This window comes from Microbulbifer sp. S227A (assembly GCF_049800935.1).
In genome coordinates, this window is sequence record NZ_JBNAFZ010000012.1 from 54348 (window position 1) to 74165 (window position 19818).

17 protein-coding genes are annotated in these 19818 nt (G+C 58.9%); 7 read left to right on the plus strand and 10 right to left on the minus strand.

The window, feature by feature from the left end:
• Window positions 1-7: 7 nt before the first annotated feature.
• The gene (locus ACP15R_RS21975; RefSeq protein ID WP_424988219.1) at window positions 8-571 is read left to right on the plus strand and encodes a nucleotide exchange factor GrpE; all 564 of its coding nucleotides are present in this window, start codon (window positions 8-10) and stop codon (window positions 569-571) included.
• 31 nt (window positions 572-602) lie between these two features.
• On the opposite strand, the gene mutS is transcribed toward ACP15R_RS21975, so the two are convergent.
• Window positions 603-3242: a DNA mismatch repair protein MutS gene (gene mutS / locus ACP15R_RS21980; protein ID WP_424988220.1), complete on the minus strand. Its 2640-nt coding sequence runs from the start codon at window positions 3240-3242 to the stop codon at window positions 603-605.
• Between the two features lie 139 nt (window positions 3243-3381).
• Between mutS and ACP15R_RS21985 the strand changes: the two genes are divergently transcribed.
• Window positions 3382-5637, plus strand: a complete 2256-nt coding sequence (locus ACP15R_RS21985) for an NADP-dependent malic enzyme (RefSeq protein WP_424988221.1) — start codon at window positions 3382-3384, stop codon at window positions 5635-5637.
• A gap of 50 nt (window positions 5638-5687) precedes the next feature.
• Here the strand turns inward: ACP15R_RS21985 and hutU are convergent, their stop codons facing one another.
• From hutU to hutI, 4 genes are read right to left on the minus strand one after another with little or no spacing between them, the layout of a single operon-like run.
• Window positions 5688-7355, minus strand: a complete 1668-nt coding sequence (gene hutU, locus ACP15R_RS21990; protein WP_424988222.1) for a urocanate hydratase — start codon at window positions 7353-7355, stop codon at window positions 5688-5690.
• Complete coding sequence (hutG, locus tag ACP15R_RS21995; RefSeq protein ID WP_424988223.1) at window positions 7352-8152, minus strand: N-formylglutamate deformylase; 801 nt, start codon at window positions 8150-8152, stop codon at window positions 7352-7354. The genes hutU and hutG overlap by 4 nt, the downstream gene beginning before the upstream one ends.
• Complete coding sequence (hutH, locus tag ACP15R_RS22000; protein WP_424988224.1) at window positions 8149-9687, minus strand: histidine ammonia-lyase; 1539 nt, start codon at window positions 9685-9687, stop codon at window positions 8149-8151. Before hutH ends, hutG begins: the two co-directional genes overlap by 4 nt.
• The gene (gene hutI, locus ACP15R_RS22005) at window positions 9684-10895 is read right to left on the minus strand and encodes an imidazolonepropionase (protein WP_424988225.1); all 1212 of its coding nucleotides are present in this window, start codon (window positions 10893-10895) and stop codon (window positions 9684-9686) included. Before hutI ends, hutH begins: the two co-directional genes overlap by 4 nt.
• 53 nt (window positions 10896-10948) lie before the next feature.
• Here hutI and ACP15R_RS22010 point away from each other — a divergent pair, with 53 nt between their 5' ends.
• The 4 genes from ACP15R_RS22010 (at window position 10949) to ACP15R_RS22025 (ending at window position 15389) form a co-directional block, all read left to right on the plus strand.
• A complete protein-coding gene (locus ACP15R_RS22010) occupies window positions 10949-12343 on the plus strand; it encodes a formimidoylglutamate deiminase (protein ID WP_424988226.1) in 1395 nt (464 codons plus the stop codon).
• Window positions 12344-12518: 175 nt separating this feature from the next.
• Window positions 12519-13460 carry a RadC family protein gene (gene radC, locus ACP15R_RS22015; protein WP_424988227.1) on the plus strand — a complete coding sequence of 314 codons (942 nt, stop codon included), beginning with the start codon at window positions 12519-12521 and terminating at the stop codon, window positions 13458-13460.
• Window positions 13461-13692: 232 nt separating this feature from the next.
• A complete protein-coding gene (gene mobC / locus ACP15R_RS22020; RefSeq protein ID WP_424988228.1) occupies window positions 13693-14136 on the plus strand; it encodes a plasmid mobilization relaxosome protein MobC in 444 nt (147 codons plus the stop codon).
• A complete protein-coding gene (locus tag ACP15R_RS22025) occupies window positions 14133-15389 on the plus strand; it encodes a relaxase/mobilization nuclease domain-containing protein (protein WP_424988229.1) in 1257 nt (418 codons plus the stop codon). The genes mobC and ACP15R_RS22025 overlap by 4 nt, the downstream gene beginning before the upstream one ends.
• On the opposite strand, the gene ACP15R_RS22030 is transcribed toward ACP15R_RS22025, so the two are convergent.
• From ACP15R_RS22030 to ACP15R_RS22050, 5 genes are all read right to left on the minus strand, one after another.
• Window positions 15390-15692 carry a helix-turn-helix transcriptional regulator gene (locus ACP15R_RS22030; protein ID WP_424988230.1) on the minus strand — a complete coding sequence of 101 codons (303 nt, stop codon included), beginning with the start codon at window positions 15690-15692 and terminating at the stop codon, window positions 15390-15392.
• Window positions 15685-16014, minus strand: coding sequence for a type II toxin-antitoxin system RelE/ParE family toxin (locus tag ACP15R_RS22035; protein ID WP_424988231.1), 330 nt, complete (start codon window positions 16012-16014; stop codon window positions 15685-15687). The genes ACP15R_RS22030 and ACP15R_RS22035 overlap by 8 nt, the downstream gene beginning before the upstream one ends.
• Before the next feature lie 37 nt (window positions 16015-16051).
• Window positions 16052-16348: a hypothetical protein gene (locus ACP15R_RS22040; protein ID WP_424988232.1), complete on the minus strand. Its 297-nt coding sequence runs from the start codon at window positions 16346-16348 to the stop codon at window positions 16052-16054.
• Between the two features lies 1 nt (window position 16349).
• Window positions 16350-16868 carry an antirestriction protein ArdA gene (locus tag ACP15R_RS22045; RefSeq protein WP_424988233.1) on the minus strand — a complete coding sequence of 173 codons (519 nt, stop codon included), beginning with the start codon at window positions 16866-16868 and terminating at the stop codon, window positions 16350-16352.
• Between the two features lie 187 nt (window positions 16869-17055).
• Window positions 17056-17919 (minus strand): Cthe_2314 family HEPN domain-containing protein, encoded by an 864-nt coding sequence (locus ACP15R_RS22050; protein ID WP_424988234.1) that lies wholly within the window; start codon window positions 17917-17919, stop codon window positions 17056-17058.
• 178 nt (window positions 17920-18097) lie between these two features.
• Between ACP15R_RS22050 and ACP15R_RS22055 the strand changes: the two genes are divergently transcribed.
• The gene (locus ACP15R_RS22055; protein ID WP_424988235.1) at window positions 18098-19798 is read left to right on the plus strand and encodes an AIPR family protein; all 1701 of its coding nucleotides are present in this window, start codon (window positions 18098-18100) and stop codon (window positions 19796-19798) included.
• Window positions 19799-19818 lie beyond the last annotated feature (20 nt).

Below are 19818 nucleotides of genomic sequence, written 5' to 3' on the forward strand. Positions count from 1 at the left end.
GTGAAAGATGGCAGAGCCAAAGAACGACGATTTTCTGGATGACCTCGCGGCGATGGAAGCCGAGGCTGACGCAGAAGAGCTGGCAGAGCTTGATGACGAGGCAATCGAACTGGATTCCCTGCGGGCAGAGCGTGACGAATACAAGGACCGCTATATGCGGACGCTGGCCGAGGCCGAGAATTCGCGCAAGCGCTCGGAACGGGCCCGTGTCGAGGCCGAACGCTATGGCGGATCGCGTTTGGCGCGGGATGTCCTGCCGGTTTATGACAACATGAAACGCGCGCTGGATTCGATCACGGATGAACAGCGCGCCGCCTCTGCGGCGATGATCGAGGGCATCGAATTGACGATGCGCGAATTGATCAACGTTTTTGGCAAGCACGGGATCGAAGTCATTTCGCCCCAGGTCGGCGATCGGTTCGACCCCAAGCTGCACGAGGCGATGTTCGAGGCACCGCTGCCCGGCACCAAGGCGGGCGACATCATCCAGGTATCGGCCGAAGGCTTCATGTTGCACGATCGCCTGTTGCGGCCGGCGCAGGTGGGCGTGTCATCCGCGCCCGCGTCCTGAGCGCGAAACATAATCGATCTTTGCGAAGCGGTCAGGATCTGGCCGCTTCTTTCAGTTTATAGACCAGGTCCAGCGCCGCTTTTGGAGTCAGTTCGTCGGGATGGATGCTGTCGAGCAATTCCAGCGCCGCGGATTTTTCCGGCGCGGGCGGCGGTGGCGGCGGCGGCGCGGCAGAGAACAGCGGCAGATCGTCGATCAGCGCCTTTTGGTTGCGCCCGCCTTCGCGTTCACCCTCTTCCAGCGCCTTGAGCACGACGCGCGCCCGGTCCAGTACCGATTGCGGCAGCCCCGCCAGCTGGGCGACCTGAACCCCGTATGACCGGTCCGCCGCGCCCCGCCGCACCTCGTGCAGAAAGATCACTTCACCCTGCCATTCCTTGACAGCGACGGTGGCATTTTCCACCCCAGTCAATTTGCCCGCGAGGGCGGTCAGTTCGTGGTAATGGGTGGCAAACAGCGCGCGGCACTGGTTGCTGGCGTGCAGGTGTTCCAGCGTTGCCCAGGCAATCGACAGCCCGTCATAGGTCGCGGTGCCCCGGCCGATTTCATCGAGGATCACCAGCGCCCGGTCATCCGCCTGGTTCAGGATCGCGGCGGTTTCCACCATTTCGACCATGAAGGTCGAGCGACCGCGCGCCAGGTCATCGGACGCGCCTACGCGGCTGAACAATTGGCTGACAATGCCGATATGGGCCTCGTTCGCCGGAACATAGCTGCCCATCTGCGCCAGCAGGGCGATCAGCGCGTTCTGACGCAGAAAGGTCGATTTACCCGCCATATTGGGCCCGGTCAGCAACCAGATCGCGGCCCCGTTCGCTGCGCTCAGATCGCAATCATTGGCGATAAAGCTGTCGCCCCCCTGTTGGCGCAACGCATGTTCCACGACCGGATGCCGCCCGCCGCCGATGGCGAAACTGCGGCTGGCATCGACGCGGGGACGGCACCAGTTCTCATTGCGCGCCAGCTCGGCCAGCGCCGACGCAAGATCGAGCTCGGCAAGCGCGCGCGAGGCGCCATTCAGCCGGGCCGCCTGGGCCAGAATAGAGCCTCTTAGCCCTTCATAGAGCCGCTTTTCGATCTCCAGCGCCCGGTTCCCGGCATTCAGAATCCGGGTCTCCAACTCGCTGAGTTCCACGGTGGTGAACCGCACCTGGTTGGCGGTGGTCTGGCGGTGGATATAGCTCTCGGACAGCGGTGCCGAGAGCATCTTTTGCGCATGTGTCGCGGTTGTCTCGATGAAATAGCCAAGGACATTGTTGTGTTTGATCTTGAGCGAGGCGATCCCCGTATGCTCGGCATAACGTTGCTGAAGCCCGGCGATGACCGAGCGGCCCTCGTCCCGCAGGGTGCGGACCTCGTCGAGTTCCGCGTCATGGCCAGATGCAACAAAGCCACCATCCCGGGTCAGCAGCGGCGGTTCCGCCACAAGCGCGGCATCAAGCAGCGCCGACAGATCGTCAAACCCGGTCAGATCACCCGAGGCGGTTGCGAGCAATGGCGGCAGGTCATGGGCCCGGCAAAGGTGGGCGATGATTTCGGCCTGTTCCAGCGTGTTGCGCACGGCGGCCAGGTCACGCGGCCCGCCACGATCCAGCGACAGGCGCGACAGGGCGCGGTCCAGATCCGGGGCCTTGCGCAGGGCCGCGCGCAGATCGTTTGCCACCGGCTGTTGCGCGATGGCGAAATCCACCGCCGCCAACCGGGATTGCACCGTGTCCAGATCGCGCGACGGGCTGGACAGGCGTTGTTCGAGCAACCGCGCGCCGCCCGGCGTCACGGTACGGTCAATCACCGCGAGCAGCGATCCCGCCCGGCTCCCGGACAGCGACCGCGTGAGTTCCAGGTTGCGCCGGGTGGCGGCGTCAATCTGCACCACACGGTCTTCGGCTTCGCGGATCGGGGTTTGCAGCAGCGGCAAGCGGCCCTTTTGGGTGATCTCGAGATAATCGATCAGCGCCCCCATCGCCGAAATCTCGGCCCGTCCGAAAGTGCCAAAAGCGTCGAGCGTCCCGACGGAAAACAGCGCGCACAGGCGCTTGTCGGCGGCAGCACTGTCAAAGCTGGCCCGCCCCAAAGGGGTAAGCGCCACGCCAAGATCGCCAGCGACCTCGTACAGCCCCGCGGCACCGGTGTCGCTGACAATCAGTTCCGAGGGCGCCAGCCGGGCCAGTTCGGGCCCGAGCCGCGCGGGATTCAACGGCATCACGTGAAACGCGCCGGTGGAAATATCCGCCCAGGCCAGCGCGGATTGATCGCGCACCTCGGCAATGGCGGCAAGGAAATTGTGGCGTCTGGCTTCGAGCAGCGCGTCCTCGGTCAGCGTGCCCGGCGTGACCAGGCGCACGACCTCGCGCCTGACGACAGATTTCGAACCGCGTTTCTTGGCCTCGGCGGGGCTTTCCATCTGCTCGCAGACGGCGACGCGAAACCCTTTGCGGATCAGGGTCAGGAAATAACCTTCGGCCGCATGGACCGGTACGCCGCACATCGGGATGTCGGCCCCGTCATGTTTGCCACGCTTGGTCAGCGCGATGTCCAGCGCCTCGGCCGCGGCCACCGCATCGTCAAAGAACATCTCGTAGAAATCGCCCATGCGATAGAACAGCAGCGCGTCCTTATGGTCGGCCTTGATTTCAAGATACTGCGCCATCATTGGCGTGACATTGGCCACAGATCGTCCCCCGGGGTCATCGAAACGTGCGCGACCTTACAAACGCCCAAGACGCGGCGAAAGGCGAAAACGCATTCCTGTTGAGGCCGGGCGAAGCGCGGGGTATGACGCCAGAACCGCAACGAGGAGACAGCCGGTCATGGCCAAGCTGAAATATACCCGCGACGAAGCCCTGACGTTTCATCTGGAGCCGACGCCGGGCAAGTTCGAAATCCAGGCAACCGTGCCGATGAACACACAGCGCGACCTGTCGCTGGCCTATTCTCCGGGTGTCGCCATCCCGTGCGAGGAAATCGCCGCCAATCCCGAAACCGCGTATGATTATACCAACAAGGGCAACCTTGTTGCGGTGATTTCGAACGGCACCGCCGTGCTGGGTCTGGGCAACCTGGGTGCGTTGGGGTCCAAGCCGGTGATGGAAGGCAAATCCGTCCTGTTCAAGCGTTTTGCCGATGTCAACAGCATCGATATCGAACTTGATACCGAGGATGTCGCTGATTTCTGCAAGGCGGTCAAATTGATGGCCCCGACCTTTGGCGGCATCAACCTTGAGGATATCAAGGCCCCGGATTGTTTCATCATCGAACAGCAGCTCAAGGAAGAGCTGGATATTCCGGTGTTCCACGATGACCAGCATGGCACGGCGGTGATCTGTGCCGCGGGGCTGATCAATGCGCTGTATCTTTCGAACAAGAAGATCGAGGACGTCAAGATCGTGCTGAACGGTGCGGGCGCGGCGGGGATCGCCTGTCTGGAACTGCTCAAGGCGATGGGCGCGCGGCATGAAAACTGCATCATGTGCGACACCAAGGGCGTGATCTGGCAAGGCCGCACCGAGGGCATGAACCAGTGGAAATCGGGCCATGCGGTCAAGACCGAGGCGCGCACGCTGGAGGATGCGATGAAGGGGGCCGACGTGTTCCTGGGGGTCAGCGTCAAGGGGGCCGTGACCCAGGACATGGTGGCCTCGATGGCCGACAATCCGGTGATCTTTGCGATGGCCAATCCCGATCCCGAGATCACGCCGGAAGAGGCCCACGAAGTGCGCATGGATGCCATCGTCGCCACCGGGCGCAGCGATTATCCCAACCAGGTGAACAATGTTCTGGGCTTTCCCTACCTGTTCCGGGGGGCGCTGGATATTCACGCGCGGGCAATCAATGACGAGATGAAGATCGCCTGTGCCCATGCGCTGGCGCAGCTGGCCCGCGAAGACGTGCCGGACGAGGTGGCGCTGGCCTATGGTGAAAACCTGTCCTTTGGCCGCGACTATATCATCCCGACTCCGTTTGACCCGCGCCTGATCCACCGCATTCCGCCGGCCGTGGCCAGGGCGGGGATGGATACCGGCGCGGCACGGCGTCCGATCATCGACATGGAGAGCTATGAGCTGACCCTGAAGGCGCGGATGGATCCCACGGCCAGCATCCTGCGCGGCCTGAACGCGCGGGCGCGGGCGGCCAAGGCGCGGATGATCTTTGCCGAGGGTGACGACCCCCGCGTGTTGCGGGCGGCAGTCACCTATCAGCGGTCCGGTCTGGGCAAGGCGCTGGTTGTCGGACGCCCCGACGATGTCAAGGCCAAGCTCGATGCGGCGGGGCTGGGCGATGCGGCGCGCGAGCTTGAGGTGGTGAACGCCGCCAACACCCAGTACCTGGATACCTACAAGGATTTTCTCTACGAGCGGTTGCAGCGCAAGGGCTTTGACCGGCTCGACATTCATCGTCTCGCGGCACGCGACCGGCACGTGTTTTCCGCGCTTATGCTGGCGCATGGGCATGGCGACGGGCTGGTTACCGGGGCGACGCGCAAATCGGCGCATATCCTGGATCGCATCAACCACGTGTTTGACGCCAATCCCGAGAACGGCGTCGCGGGTGTTACCGCGCTGTTGCACAAGGGCCGGATCGTGCTGATCGCGGATACGCTGGTGCAGGAATGGCCCGACGCCGAGGACCTGGCGACCATCGCGGAACGTGCCGCCGAAGTGGCGCGGCACATGGGGCTTGAACCGCGCGTTGCCTTTGTGAGTTTTTCGACCTTTGGCTATCCCGTGTCCGAACGGGCGGAAAAGATGCACCAGGCACCCGGCGTGCTGGAAGCGCGCGGTGTGGATTTCGAGTTCGAAGGCGAAATGACCGTGGACGTTGCGTTGAATGCGCACTCTCAGGCGGCCTATCCGTTTTCACGCCTGACAGGCCCGGCCAATATCCTGGTGGTTCCGGCCCGCCATTCGGCCAGTATCTCGGTCAAGCTGATGCAGGAAATGGGCGGCGCCACGGTGATCGGGCCGATCCTGTCCGGCCTGGACAAGCCGATTCAGATTTGCTCGTCGGTATCGACCGCAAATGACATTCTGAACATGGCCGTTCTGGCCTCTTGCAAGATCGGCTGATCCGGTTTCCCGCCGTCGCCTTTGAGCCGGGCGACGGCAGGTGCAGCCGATCAGAGGATGCCGGGCAGATTCAGCCGGTTTTCCCGCGCGCAATCCAGCGCGATGTCATAACCCGCATCCGCATGACGCATGACACCGGTCGCGGGATCGTTCCACAGCACCCGTTCGATCCGCCGGTCGGCGTCATGGCTGCCATCACAGCAGATCACCATGCCGGAATGCTGGGAAAATCCCATGCCGACCCCACCGCCGTGATGCAGGCTGACCCATGTGGCGCCGGACGCGGTGTTCAGCAGCGCATTGAGCAGGGGCCAATCCGACACCGCGTCCGACCCGTCCTTCATCGCCTCGGTTTCGCGGTTGGGCGAGGCGACCGAGCCTGAATCAAGATGGTCGCGGCCAATCACCACCGGGGCCGACAATTCGCCGGAGCGGACCATTTCGTTAAAGGCAAGGCCCAGCCGATGCCGCACGCCCAGCCCGACCCAGCAGATGCGCGCGGGCAGCCCCTGGAACGCGATCCGGTCCCGCGCCATATCAAGCCAGTTGTGCAGATGGCTGTCCTCGGCAAGGATCTCTTTCACCCTGGCATCGGTCTTGTAGATGTCCTCGGGATCACCGGACAACGCGGCCCAGCGGAACGGCCCGATGCCCCGGCAGAACAGAGGCCGGATATAGGCCGGGACAAAGCCGGGGAAATCAAAGGCGTTTTCCAACCCTTCCTCGAGCGCCATCTGCCGGATGTTGTTGCCATAATCGACGGTCGGGATGCCGGCGGCGTGGAAATCGACCATCGCCTTGACCTGCACCTTCATCGAAGCGCGCGCCGCCCGTTCCACGGCCTTTGGATCACTTTCGCGTTTCTGACGCCATTCGGCCATGCTCCAGCCCTGCGGCAGGTAGCCGTTGACCGGATCATGCGCCGAGGTCTGGTCGGTCACGATGTCGGGGCGCACCCCGCGTTTCACGAGGTCCGGGAACACGTCCGCCGCATTGCCCAACAGCGCGACGGATTTTGCCTGGCCCGTTGCTGTCCAGCGTTGGATCATCGCCAGCGCGTCCTCCAGGCTCTCGGTCTTTTCATCCACGTATCCGGTGCGCAAACGGAAATCGATCGAGTCCGGATTGCATTCCACGGCGAGGCAGCAGGCCCCCGCCATCACCGCGGCCAGCGGTTGCGCCCCTCCCATTCCGCCCAGCCCGCCGGTCAGGATCCATTTGCCCGACAGGTTGCCGCCGTAATGTTGGCGACCCGCCTCGACAAAGGTCTCATAGGTGCCCTGCACAATGCCTTGCGAGCCGATATAGATCCACGATCCGGCGGTCATCTGGCCATACATCGCCAGACCCCGTTTATCCAATTCGTTGAAGTGATCCCAATTTGCCCAATGCGGAACGAGGTTCGAATTGGCGATCAACACGCGTGGCGCGTCCTTGTGGGTCTTGAACACGCCAACCGGTTTGCCCGATTGCACCAGCAGGGTTTCGTTGCTTTCCAGCTCTTGCAGGCTGGCGACGATCCGGTCGAAATCGTCCCATGTACGCGCCGCGCGGCCGATGCCGCCATATACCACGAGTTCATGAGGGTTTTCCGCCACGTCCGGATGCAGGTTGTTCATCAGCATCCGCATGGGCGCTTCGGTCAGCCAGCTCTTGGCGCTGATCTCGGGGCCCGTGGCGGGATAGATATCGCGGCTGTTCTTGCGGGGATCGCTCATGATGCGCCTTTCAACTCGGGGGCCATCGCGGCCAGCGTGGTCAGGATTGTTCTAAGGTGAGCGCGAAGCCGTTCGGCCTTGGTCTCGTCATAGGTCCAGGGTGCGGTTTCCTGCACCAGGTAGGTGGATTGCGCCAGCTCCATCTGGATCGCGTGAAACCCGTCGGAGGGACGGCCATAATGCCGGGTGGTCCAGCCCCCCTTGAACCGGCCGTTTGTGGTGCTGGTGTAACCCGGGGCCGCCGAACAGATGTTGCGCATGGCGGTTTCGATGCGCGGATCACAGGTTGTTCCCATATTCGTGCCGATGTTGAAATCGGGCAGGATGCCGTCAAACAGGAAGGGGATCCGCCCGCGGATCGAATGGCAGTCATAGAGGATCGCGACTTCGTGCCGGTCACGCACCCGCGCCAGTTCGGCCTGCAATGCCGCGTGATAGGGGGCATGAAACCCTGCGCGCCGGTTCTCGATGTCATCGGCATCCGGCGGGCTGGTCCAGATATCATGCCCGTCAAAATCGGTGAGCGGCACCAGCCCGGTGGTGTTCTGGCCGGGATAGAGGCTCGTGCCGCCGGGATCGCGATTGGCGTCGATGACATAGCGGTGAAACGTGGCGCGCACGGTCGTGGCACCGGGCAATATCCCGTCATAGAGCCGGTGAATATGCCAGTCCGTGTCGTCCAGACTGCGACCGCGCGCATTCAGCCGCGCCGCGACAGCCTCGGGCAGGTCAGTGCCGGTATGGGGCAGGCCAAGCACGATGGGCCCGTCGCCACGGGTGATCTCAACGGCGGTCATGGGGACAGCTCCGGCAGGGTGATCCCGGCGCTGTTGACCACCACGCCCTCGCGGATCAGCGTAGCGGCGGTTTCAAGGTCGGGGGCCAGATAGCGGTCATGGGTCAGGCCATCGACCGATCGACGCAGCTTCGCGATCACGCGGGCAAGCGGCGCGCTGGTGCTGAGCGGAGCGCGAAATTCGACACCCTGTGCGGCGCAGAGCAATTCGACCCCCAGTATCCGTTCAAGATTGGCAACCATGCGCCCCAGTCGCACCGCCCCGTGCGCCGCCATGCTGACATGGTCTTCCTGGTTGGCGCTGGTGGGGGTGCTGTCGGTGACGCAGGGATTGGCGAGATGCTTGTTCTCGCTCATCAGGGCGGCGGTTGTCACCTCGGCGATCATGTAACCCGAGTTCAGGCCCGGATTCGGCGTCAGGAATGGCGTCAGATCATGGCTGAGCACCGGATCGACGATCAATGCCACGCGGCGCTGGGCGATGGCGCCGATCTCGGCAAGGGCCAGCGCGATCATGTCGGCGGCAAACCCCACCGGTTCGGCGTGAAAATTGCCGCCCGACACGATCAGGTCCGCCCCCACCAGAACCAGCGGATTGTCGGTGGCGGCATTGGCCTCGATTTCCAGCGTGCGGGCCGCCATGCGCAGCATGTCCATCGCCGCGCCGGTGACCTGTGGCTGGCAGCGGATGCAATACGGATCCTGCACCCGCGTGTCGCCGTCACGATGGCTTTCGCGGATCACCGACCCGGCCAGCAGGCTGCGCATGCAATCGGCGGCTTCGATCTGGCCGGCATGACCGCGCAGCGCGTGGATCTCGGGTTGCAGCGGCGCGGTAGATCCCATGATTGCATCGGTCGACAATGCCGATGTCACCAAGGCGCTGGTCATGGCCCGCCAGGCTCCGAACAACCCCGCCAGCGCAAAGGCGGTGCTGAATTGCGTGCCGTTGATCAGGGCCAGCCCCTCTTTGGGGCCAAGCGCGACGGGGGTCAGGCCGGCCCGTTTCAACGCCACCGCACCGGGCAGGGTTTCGCCCTGATACTCGGCCTCGCCATGCCCCATCATTACCGCCGCAAGATGCGCCAGCGGTGCCAGATCGCCCGACGCCCCGACAGACCCCTGTACCGGAATGACGGGGGTGACGCCGGTGGCCAGCATCGCCTCGATCAGGGCAATCAGCTCCATTCGCACGCCCGACGCCCCGCGCCCGAGGCTGAGCAGTTTCAGGACCATCATCAGGCGCGCATGGGCGCGCGGGATCGGTTCTCCGACGCCGCAGCAATGTGACAGGATCAGGTTGCGTTGCAGGGTGGCGGTATCGCCGGCCTCGATCTTGACGCTGGCCAGTTTGCCAAAGCCGGTGTTGACGCCATAGATCGCCGCGTCGCCGCTGGCCGCCGCCGCAATCCGCGTCTGCGCCTCGATCACCGCGCCGTGGCAGGACGGGTCAAGCCGCACCGCAGCCGTCTGGCGGAACACGGTTTCCAGATCGGACAGGGTGGCGGCACCGGGAGTCAGGGTCAGGGTTATCATGGCATCGTCCCGATGATGCGCGCGTGCAACGGGTTGTCGCCGATACGATAGGCAAGCTCGGCCGGGTGTTGCACATCCCAGACCGCAAGCTCGGCCCGCTTGCCCGGTTCGACCGTTCCGACATCGGCAAGCCCAAGCGCACGCGCCGCATGCCGGGTAACGCCGGCCAGCGCCTCTTGGGGGGTGAGCCGAAACAGGGTGCAGCCCATGTTCATCGCCAGAAGCAGCGAATTCAACGGCGACGATCCGGGGTTCATGTCGGTGGCCAGCGCCATCGGCACCGCGTGTTTGCGAAAGGCTTTGATCGGCGGGGCCTGAGTTTCGCCCAGCGTGTAAAACGCGCCGGGCAGGATCACCGCAACGGTTCCCGCCGCCGCCATGGCCATCACGCCCTCTTCGTCAAGATATTCCAGATGATCCGCCGACAGCGCGCCAAACCCGGCTGCCAGCCGGGCACCACCAAGGTTCGACAGCTGTTCCGCGTGCAGTTTCACGGGAAGCCGCAGGTCGCGCGCGACCTCGAACACCCGCGCGATCTGGTCAGGGGAAAAGGCGATGCCTTCGCAGAACCCGTCAACCGCATCGACAAGGCCCTGTTCATGCGCCATGCGCAGGGTGGGGATACAGATGTCGTCAATATAGGCGTCATCCCGCCCCTTGTATTCCGCCGGTGTCGCATGGGCCCCCAGGAACGATGTGCGCACGCGGATCTGGCGGTGTTCGCCGATCGCGCGCGCGACCCGCAGCATGCGCAGCTCGGTGTCGCGATCCAGCCCATAACCCGATTTGATCTCGATCGTGGTCACCCCCTGGGCGATCAGCACATCGACCCGGCGCAGCGCCTCGGCGAGCAACATGTCCCGGCTTGCGTTCCGGGTGCTGCTGACGGTGGAAACGATGCCGCCGCCGGCGCGGGCGATCTCCTGGTATGATGCCCCGTTCAGACGCATCTCGAACTCGGCCGCCCGGTTGCCGCCATGAACGATATGGGTGTGACAATCGACAAGCCCCGGCGTCACGAGCCGCCCGTCAAGGTCGCGCTGGCGGTAGGATGCATAAATCCCGGGCAGGTCGGCCAGCGGACCAACCCAACTGATCCGCCCCTGTTCCAGAACGATGGCCGCGTTTTCGACCATCCCATAGGCAATGTCCTGCTGCGCCATGGTTGCAACGGTCAGGTTCGTCAGTGTCTGGTTGATATCGGTCACGGCAATCCGGTCCTTGCACGATTCTGCTTTTTTCTTAGCCAAGGCGTGTTTATATGTCTATACATAAAGAAGTTATTGATGGAATTTACGGGATGATCCACGCGCGTCATGCATTGCTCTCCTGCGGCTGGGCGCAGGATGTTCTTGTCGCCATCGACGGTGGGATCATCACGAAAATCACCTGCAACGCCCCGTGTCCGCAGGTGGCCACAAGGGTCGATACCCTGCTGCCCGCGCTTGGAAACCTGCACAGCCATGCGTTTCAGCGCGCGATGGCGGGCATGACCGAACATCGAAAACAGGGGCGTGACAGTTTCTGGACATGGCGCGACCTGATGTATCGTTTCATGGATCGCCTGACGCCGGATCAGATCGAGGCCATTGCCGCGATGGTCTATGTTGAAATGCAAGAGGCCGGATATGCCTCGGTCGGTGAATTTCACTATGTCCATCATCAAACCGGGGGCCGCGCCTATGACGACCCGGCGGAGCTGTCGCTGCGCATCTATGCGGCCGCATCGCGCACCGGGATCGGGCTGACCCATCTGCCGGTGCTCTATTCCTATGGCGGCGCGGGCCGGATGCCCCTGTCACCGGGGCAGTTGCGGTTTGGCAATGATGTGGATGGTTTTCTGACATTGCTGGATGCGGCGCGCGCCGGGCTGGGGGCCCTTTCTGCCGACGCCCGGATCGGCATCGCGCCACATTCCCTGCGCGCCACTTCTCCGCAGGACCTGAACGCGGTGCTGGACCATGCCGACGGGCCGATCCACATCCATATCGCCGAACAGCCAATGGAAGTCGAAGACATCGCCGCGTGGCTGGGCCAGCGCCCGGTGGATTGGTTGTTGCACCATGTGAATGTCGATCGCCGCTGGTGCCTGATCCACGCCACCCACATGACCGAATCCGAGACGCGGGCGATGGCGGCAACCGGGGCTGTGGCGGGGCTGTGTCCGGTTACCGAGGCGAACCTGGGCGATGGCCCGTTCAACGGCGTAACCTATCTCGCGGCAAATGGGGCTTTTGGTGTCGGCTCGGATTCCAACGTCAACATTTCCCTGACCGAAGAACTGCGCATGCTGGAATATTCGCAACGCCTGCGCGATCTGGCGCGGAACGTCCTGGTGGTCGGTGAAGGGTCGGTTGGTCATAGGCTGTACACCGGTGCCGCGCGGGGCGGTGCACAGGCGTTGGGCCGCAATGCCGGCGAAATCGCCGAACACCGGCTCGCCGATCTTGTTGCCATCGACTCCACCGATCCGGCACTCTGCGCCCTGTCGCGCGATCAGCTTCTGGATGGGTTTGTCTTTGCCGCCAATGACCGGGTGGTGACCGATCTGTGGTCGGCGGGCCGCCACCGTGTCAAGGACGGGCGTCATGTTGAACGGCGGGCCGTTGTTGCCGCCTATCGCGCGGCGATCGGTGATCTGATGGCGTCGCTGTGAAGCGAGGCCCCCGGCCGAACCGGCACTACCCGAAGCCGGTTTCGACAAAAATCACACAGTGGTTCACCCCGATTTGCCCGTTAAACTGGCATTAACCGACCCCGGATCAGCATGGCAGCACGTCGCAATCTCGGCATGGCACGCACATGCTGAACAACCGATCGGGGGCAGTGGGATGGCCAACTGGATCATCAGCCAATTTTCGAAACAGGCCAGGCAACGTCTGACCAGCAAGAAACCCCCATCCGGTTTCGGGCAGGATCGCACCGGGCCCGTTGGGTTTTCCGAGAGCGCGATGCGCGGTCTCGCCGATCTCGATGCCCGTATCCCGCCGCCGGGGGTGGTGACGCAACCGGCCTATGCGCGGCCCTTCAAGGGCAATGACCGGCTGTCGTCCGAGGCTGCCGCGGGCGGTGGCATGGTCACGGACAGGGATGGCAACAAGCGGCCGCATTACTGGGGACACCGCGAAAGGCTGAGAACCCGGTTCCTTACCGGCGGGCACAAGCCGATGCCGGAATACGAGATCCTCGAACTGCTGCTGTTCAACGCCATTCCCCGGATCGACGTAAAGCCGCTTGCCAAAAGGTTGCTTGCGGCCTTCGGGGATCTGAACGGCGTGGTGGCGGCATCCGAACATCGCCTGCTCCAGGTCGAGGGCGCAACCGACCGGGTATACTTGCAACTGCGCATCGCCGAGGCCTTTGCCCAACGCATGGCACGGGCCAAGGTGTTGGAGCGCAACGTCCTGACATCCTGGGATGATCTGATCGACTATTGCCGCACATCCATGGCGCATCGTGAAACCGAACAGTTTCGCATCCTGTTTCTGGATCGCAAGAACACCATCATCGCCGATGAAGAGCAGGCGACAGGCACCGTCGACCACGTACCGGTCTATCCGCGCGAGATCGTGAAACGGGCACTGGAGCTGAACGCGGGGGCGATCATCCTTGTTCACAATCACCCCTCTGGCGATCCGACCCCGAGCCAGGAAGACATCCAGATGACACAACAGATCGACGCCGCCTGCAAAACCATCAGCGTCGCGATCCACGATCACGTGGTGATCGGCAAGGAAGAAGAATACTCGTTCCGCGGATCCGGCCTCCTCTGATCCGCGCAGGCGTCACAAGCCCCGGGCAGAACCAGCCAGCAAATGCGCCACCCGGCATAAACGGCGAGAATATAAGGGGAATTGGTGCCGCTGAGAGGAGTAAACTAGAACCGTTTTCGACCTCAGAACTGTTGGAAGAACTGGAGTCTTGGTCGCAGATCATCTCGTCCGAACCTGAAATTCAAAAGGCGTTGAGCGCACCATCTGAGTTCCCTCAACCGGGGATGGAACTATGAGCCATCTCCAACCTAAATTCTCTGACGTTTCCACTGTAACACCGTCAGTCGAAGCCAAGCCGAAGAAGAAATCCAAACGGGCCGCGCCTTTATCGTTGCGACTGAGTGATGAAGAACGCGAAACGCTTGTGCAGGCTGCGGGCGGCGCATCGCTGAACAGCTATATCAAAAGCAAAGTGTTTGATGGGGAGATGAAGCCGCGCCGGATGCGCGGACAGGCTCCTGTCAAAGATCATGCAGCATTGGCACGGGCGCTTGGTCTGCTCGGAAATCTACGACTGGCAAACAATCTCAACCAGCTTGCCAAAGCCGCCAATATGGGTGCGCTGCCACTTTCGCCGGAAGTCGAACAAGAGTTGATGGCAACCTGTGCTGCCGTAATCGCCATCAGGGCGGAACTGATGAAAGCGCTTGGTTATTCTTCGGATGCCAGCTCATGATCCTGAAAGGCTCTCAGAGAAGCTGCGGCTTGAAGCTGGCAGCGCATCTGATGAACACCCACGACAATGATCATGTTGAGGTGCATGAGTTACGCGGGTTCACAGCGGATGATCTGCACGGCGCATTTCAGGAAGCCGATGCCATCGCCAAAGGTACCAAATGCCAGCAATATCTGTTTTCGCTTAGCCTCAGTCCACCGGAGACCGAGAGGGTGTCTGTGGCGGATTTCGAGAAAGCAATTGCGCAAGCCGAAGATCGGCTCGGTCTGACAGGGCAATCACGCGCGATTGTCTTCCATGAGAAAGAAGGTCGCCGTCATGCTCATGTAGTTTGGTCACGGATCGACATTGATCAGATGAAGGCTATTAATCTGCCCTTCTACAAGACCAGATTGAACGAGGTCTCTAAAGACCTGTTTCTCGAACATGGTTGGCGATTGCCTGACGGGTATCGTGATCGCAAACAACGTGATCCGCGCAACTTCACGCTTGCTGAGTGGCAACAAGCCAAGCGTCAGGGCAAAGATGCGAGGGATATCAAACGCACATTCCAAGAAGCATGGTCTGTCTCCGACACTAAGGACGCCTTTGCCCATGCCTTGGAAGAAAAAGGCTATGTTTTGGCACGCGGCGATCGGCGCGGCTTTGTCGCTGTAGATGTTCACGGTGAGGTTTATGCCATCCCGAAATGGACAGGACTGAAAACGAAGCAAGTTAAGGAAAAACTCGGCGATCCAAAGGTGTTGCGCTCGGTCGAAGAAGCCAAAGCCCACATCGCTCAGAATATGCAGCATGCTCTATCACGCTGGCAAACAGACCTGGCTGAGAAACAGCGGGCGCTCAAATCAAAGCAGGATCAGCAAAGAATGCAGCTTGTCCAAAAGCAGCGACAGGCACGCTATCAGTTAGAAAAGAAGCTGGAACAGCGCCGACTCCTTGAGGCCAAGCAGCGGCAAGAACGGTTCCGCACAGGTCTGAAAGGGCTTTGGGATCGTGTGCGCGGGGAACATCGACAGATCAAAGAACAGAATGAACAAGAAGCATGGCAGGCCCATCTGCGCGATCAGAAGATCAAAGATGACATGGTGTTCCGCAATCTTGAAGAACGCCGCCATCTGAAACGCGCCCATTCGGTCGAGCGATCAGCCCTTAAAGATCAAGCCAGAGACTTGGCGCAAGATCGGGAACGCTTCAACGAATTGCGCAATAGCAGAAATACACGTCCACGCGATGGGCCAAGTTTCGAGCGCTGATTAGCGCGCGCCTTGCGGTTCAAAGCCAACACGCAGGGAGTACCCCAGCACACGGGCATAGTTTTCAATCGTTGCAATAGACGGCGAGTTGGACGCGTTCAGGCTCTCAAGCCGCGAGATGTTGCTGCGCTTTGTGCCCAATTTCTCCGCCATCTCGGCTTGGGTTAATCCTGCCGCTTTGCGAAGAGCAATCATCTGCCGTTTCATCTCAAATGCAGACGACAAGGCATCATACTCTGCCTTAACATCCGGGTTTTTCAGCGCCTTGTCGCGCATGTCTATTAAGGTTGGTCGCTCAGTCATTGTCCTGAACCTCCTTCATTCGTTTGTTTGCCGTCGCCATCTGCCGCTTTGGCAGAGCGTTTGTTTTCTTAATCGCTGTCAGCAAGATCACGACTTCCTGCCCTTTCACGGTGCAAAAGACAGAGCGAGAGATGCCTTCCTTGCCCTTGGCGCGGATTTCAAACAGACCTTTGCCAAGGGGCGCGGTATGCGGCCTGCCCAAATCAGGGCCAAATTCTTCGATCAACTCTGCAATCCGCAGGAAGTTTGCCAAGATACCCGCTGGTAGCGCCAACGTCTCTTTCTCAACCTTCTCGCTGTAAAACGTGATCTTCCAACTCATGCTATATGTTATCAAATATGATACCTTGCTGTCAATCTCAATCGAACAGGCAAAGCTGGCGGCTATCTTCGATGTACTTCTTCCACGCCTTCGACTTTGCTGCTTCATCCAGCCATGCTGTGACCTGCGTGACCAACGTGCCTTCATTGGCTTCGACTGTTCCCACAGGGTGAAAGTGGGAACGATAGCCCGTCTCAGTGATCGGTAGCGGCGCGCGGTCTGGATTGATGCTTTTGATCTCAAGATGGGCAATAACGCCGCCATAATCCTCTGGCTTGTAGGTCAGTTCAATCTCGATCCCTTGCCATGTCAGTCTGTGTGTTTCTGTTCTCATATCAGTGATTCCAGAACACATGGACTTGCTCAAACCCCGTATCAATGGTGAAGACATCATTGATTTTGATATCCCGCGCCATCGCTTCGTAGTCGATGTAGAAGCGCAAGCTTTCGGGGATTTCGGTGCTTTGCTCGGTCAGCTCTTCGGCAAACTCTGCCAGAGATTTGTATTCACCCGCATAGGCATCCTCCATGGCTTTCTTGGCCTCATCCAGACTGCCCAGATGGCCTATAAGCTGCCCGCCGATCTCGCCATATTCTGAGATGAACGCCGCCAGTTTTGATACCTCGGCAAAGCCCTCATATTCAGAGAGGCGGACGCCTTCAAAGCCTTCATAGTCGTGGATCGCCCATTCTTCGGCATCTTCCATCGGTGACGCCGCAAGCATGGCTCTTACGTCATCATAGATGGCGTATGCATCTTGTTCCGCATCAATCCAGCATCCATGCAGGATGCCATTATTGTAAGCTGCCAAACAGGCAACATAGATTCTGATATCTCCTTCAAACTGTTTCATTTTTCTTCCCCTTTCTCTTGGGTGTGGGTTGCTCATGCAACCTTGCCCTTCGGCGAGAATGGGGGTGCAAACGGAAGGCGAAATCGGCGAAAGATTTTGTCGTTGTTGGGGGAGACCTTCAGGGGGAACCGACAACGATCACAATCTGTTCGATCTGTTTTGCCTGAAGTGCGCCGGGGGCAACGCCCTAAGTGTTGTTTCGCGTTAGTGAACGGGTTCTTTGCTGATACCCAAACCCCGTCTTTTGGTCGTTGAATTTCGGTGAAAACCGGCCCTCAAACTCGATTTCAAGTAAGTCGTAAAGTTTGTCCAAGCTCTTGATATACAATGTGCTAGATTTTTTGAAGTCCCGCTGTAAATTCACAAGGCCTTCGCGAAGAAATTTTGCTTGATCAAGCGGACGGCCATATCGGTCTGTGCCCGTCATTCTCATTCCTCGGTTTTCGTGGATGGTTGATGCTTTGAAAGAAATGTCGTCAGAAGTATGCTCACGCTCCCAACCCCTATGAAAACGTTCATTGCGTTCGTTTCTTAGGCTTGAGACAACCGCATCCATTTCTTTGAGAACGTCCAAAATTCTGGGCGCTGCTCCGTTTCTTCGCAAGTTCTTTAGAGAGCAAACTTGCGGACGAAGGTCGCATTCGAGGACCTCATTGGTGAGTAGCAGAGCACAATCAAACAAAGACACGTAACGCATCAAAAAAGTGTCTGCGCAGATGTTCAACCACTCATATCTGGTGACTGGAAGGTGTGGATCAGCAACAAACTTGTCCTCCAGCCATAACAAGTCCGCAACGTGGTTCAGTGACTCTACCCTTCTCGTTAGGGAAGATAAAACCTCATTGACATTCAGGGCATACAAACAGTCAGGGTATTGAGACATGTCATCATAGGATTCAAAGCTGTAAGCAACAACGCTTAAATCATATATCCGCCCGATGAACTGATGCTGATCTGATGGCAAAACGAGCTCCTTGAGATAGGCCGTTCTGCGCCGAGGGGCTTTCGGATAGTTTTCCGTCAACGTTGCAAGTTGAGTTTCTTTTGACATGTTAAGATTGTCGCATATCTAGCACCAATATTGAACACCCGGCCTTCGAACCTGGGTTTTCGGAACGCAAGTCATGCACTGTGGATAACTTGCGTAATTTACTTCTGCACTAGGACTCTGCGCCGTAGATATGGTATCTGACATCGGGATTGGCTCAACCAGTAGTAAGGAGATTGGTTTGACAGCAGTTGAGACGGCTAGAGTAACGCAAATGGATTGGGACATTGTTGGAGCGCGCGTATCTGATGCGGTATCACGCCACTCTTTCCCAACGAACTCGATTGGTTTTTTGTCGGTCGTTCTTGAACAGCTGTTTCCCAGCATACAAGATCAACTTCAAGAAGCCATTACAGACGGTTCAGATGATCGCGGAATAGATGCAGTTCATATCGTGGAGAATGAGACAAGTGCAGAGGTTTTTCTTTTCCAATCGAAATATAGGGAACATCAGAAGTCATGTTCAAAGACGATCAATGACAGCGAAGTTCTAAAGGTATCTCTTTTTCTTAACGAACTATTTGAGAAAGCAGACTCACTGGCAAACTGCAACAACTTCCGACTGAACGAAGCAGTTAATCGAATTTGGCAGCTCCATGAAGATGGGAAGATTTGTCGTTACCGTGTAATTTTCTGCTCCAATGGCCAATCCTTTTCTGAAAGCGCCTCAAAGATAGCCGCTTCAGTCACCAGTTCGCATCCGCAAGTCTCGTTCGAATTCTATGGGGTTAACGACGTGATGCGCGGGTTTGCCTCAGAGGGCAGAGCCGTAGAAGACGGATGCCTACAAGTGGTGGGTAAAGAAATTTTGGAACGATCAGATGGCGATATACGCGGCGTTGTGGCATCGGTTGATGCAAAGTCGTTTATCGATCTTATTCGGTCTGAGGATGGCGCTGGAATAAAACGGCATCTCTTTGATGATAATCTCAGAGTGTATCTTGGTGCCAAAGGTGGATATAACTCTTCGATAATAAAAACCGCAAACTCCAAAGACAGCTACCTGTTTTGGTATCTGAACAACGGTGTGACGATCACTTGCCGGAATTTCTCTTATAACAAAGGACACACCAATCCGACACTTAGGTTTGAGGATTTTCAAATTGTAAACGGCGCACAAACCTCACACTCACTACTTGAAGCAAGCCGTGACGAATCTGAGAATTTGGACAACGTTGTTGTGATGGTACGTGTCTACGCAACCGACCGGGAAGGTATTGCTGAACGTGTGGCTGTCGCAACCAACAGTCAGGCACGCATCCAAAGTCGTGATTTACGCTCAAATCACCAATCCATGAAAAAGCTTGAGCTTGCGTTTAGAGAGCATGGATATTTTTTCGAAAGAAAAAAGAACATGCATAGCGATAAACCGGATAGCAAACGTATTGATGCATTGAAACTTGGTCAAATACTTCTGGCATTTGAATTGCGGGACCCGGATAAGGCGAAGTCAGAATCAGATTCAATTTTCGACACTAGGTTTAATCACATCTTTCATGAACGTCGTGATATCAAACAATTGATAAATTTGTTCGAACTTTATCGACACATAGAAGACCTGAGAGATAGATACATATCTGAACATGGAACATCTCCAGAAAACGGCCATGAGCACCAACATCAATACCTAGTGTATGGCCATTGGTTTGTTCTATATGCGTGCAAGCTCCTTTTGGTTAAGGACCAGAAGCAGGCCATACCCTGCGGCGATGAAAAGAAAGAGCTTGTTGAGGAAGCTATACGGCGGGTCGCTAATGCGTGCAGCCAACACAAGGCAGTTGCACACTATCAAATGTTCAGAAGCCCACGAACCAAAGATAAGATATTGGGTGAGATCAGCGCAGCGCAGATAGACTTCTTCGATTTGCTGTCAGTTTCTTGACGTCAAATGAGGCGGGATAG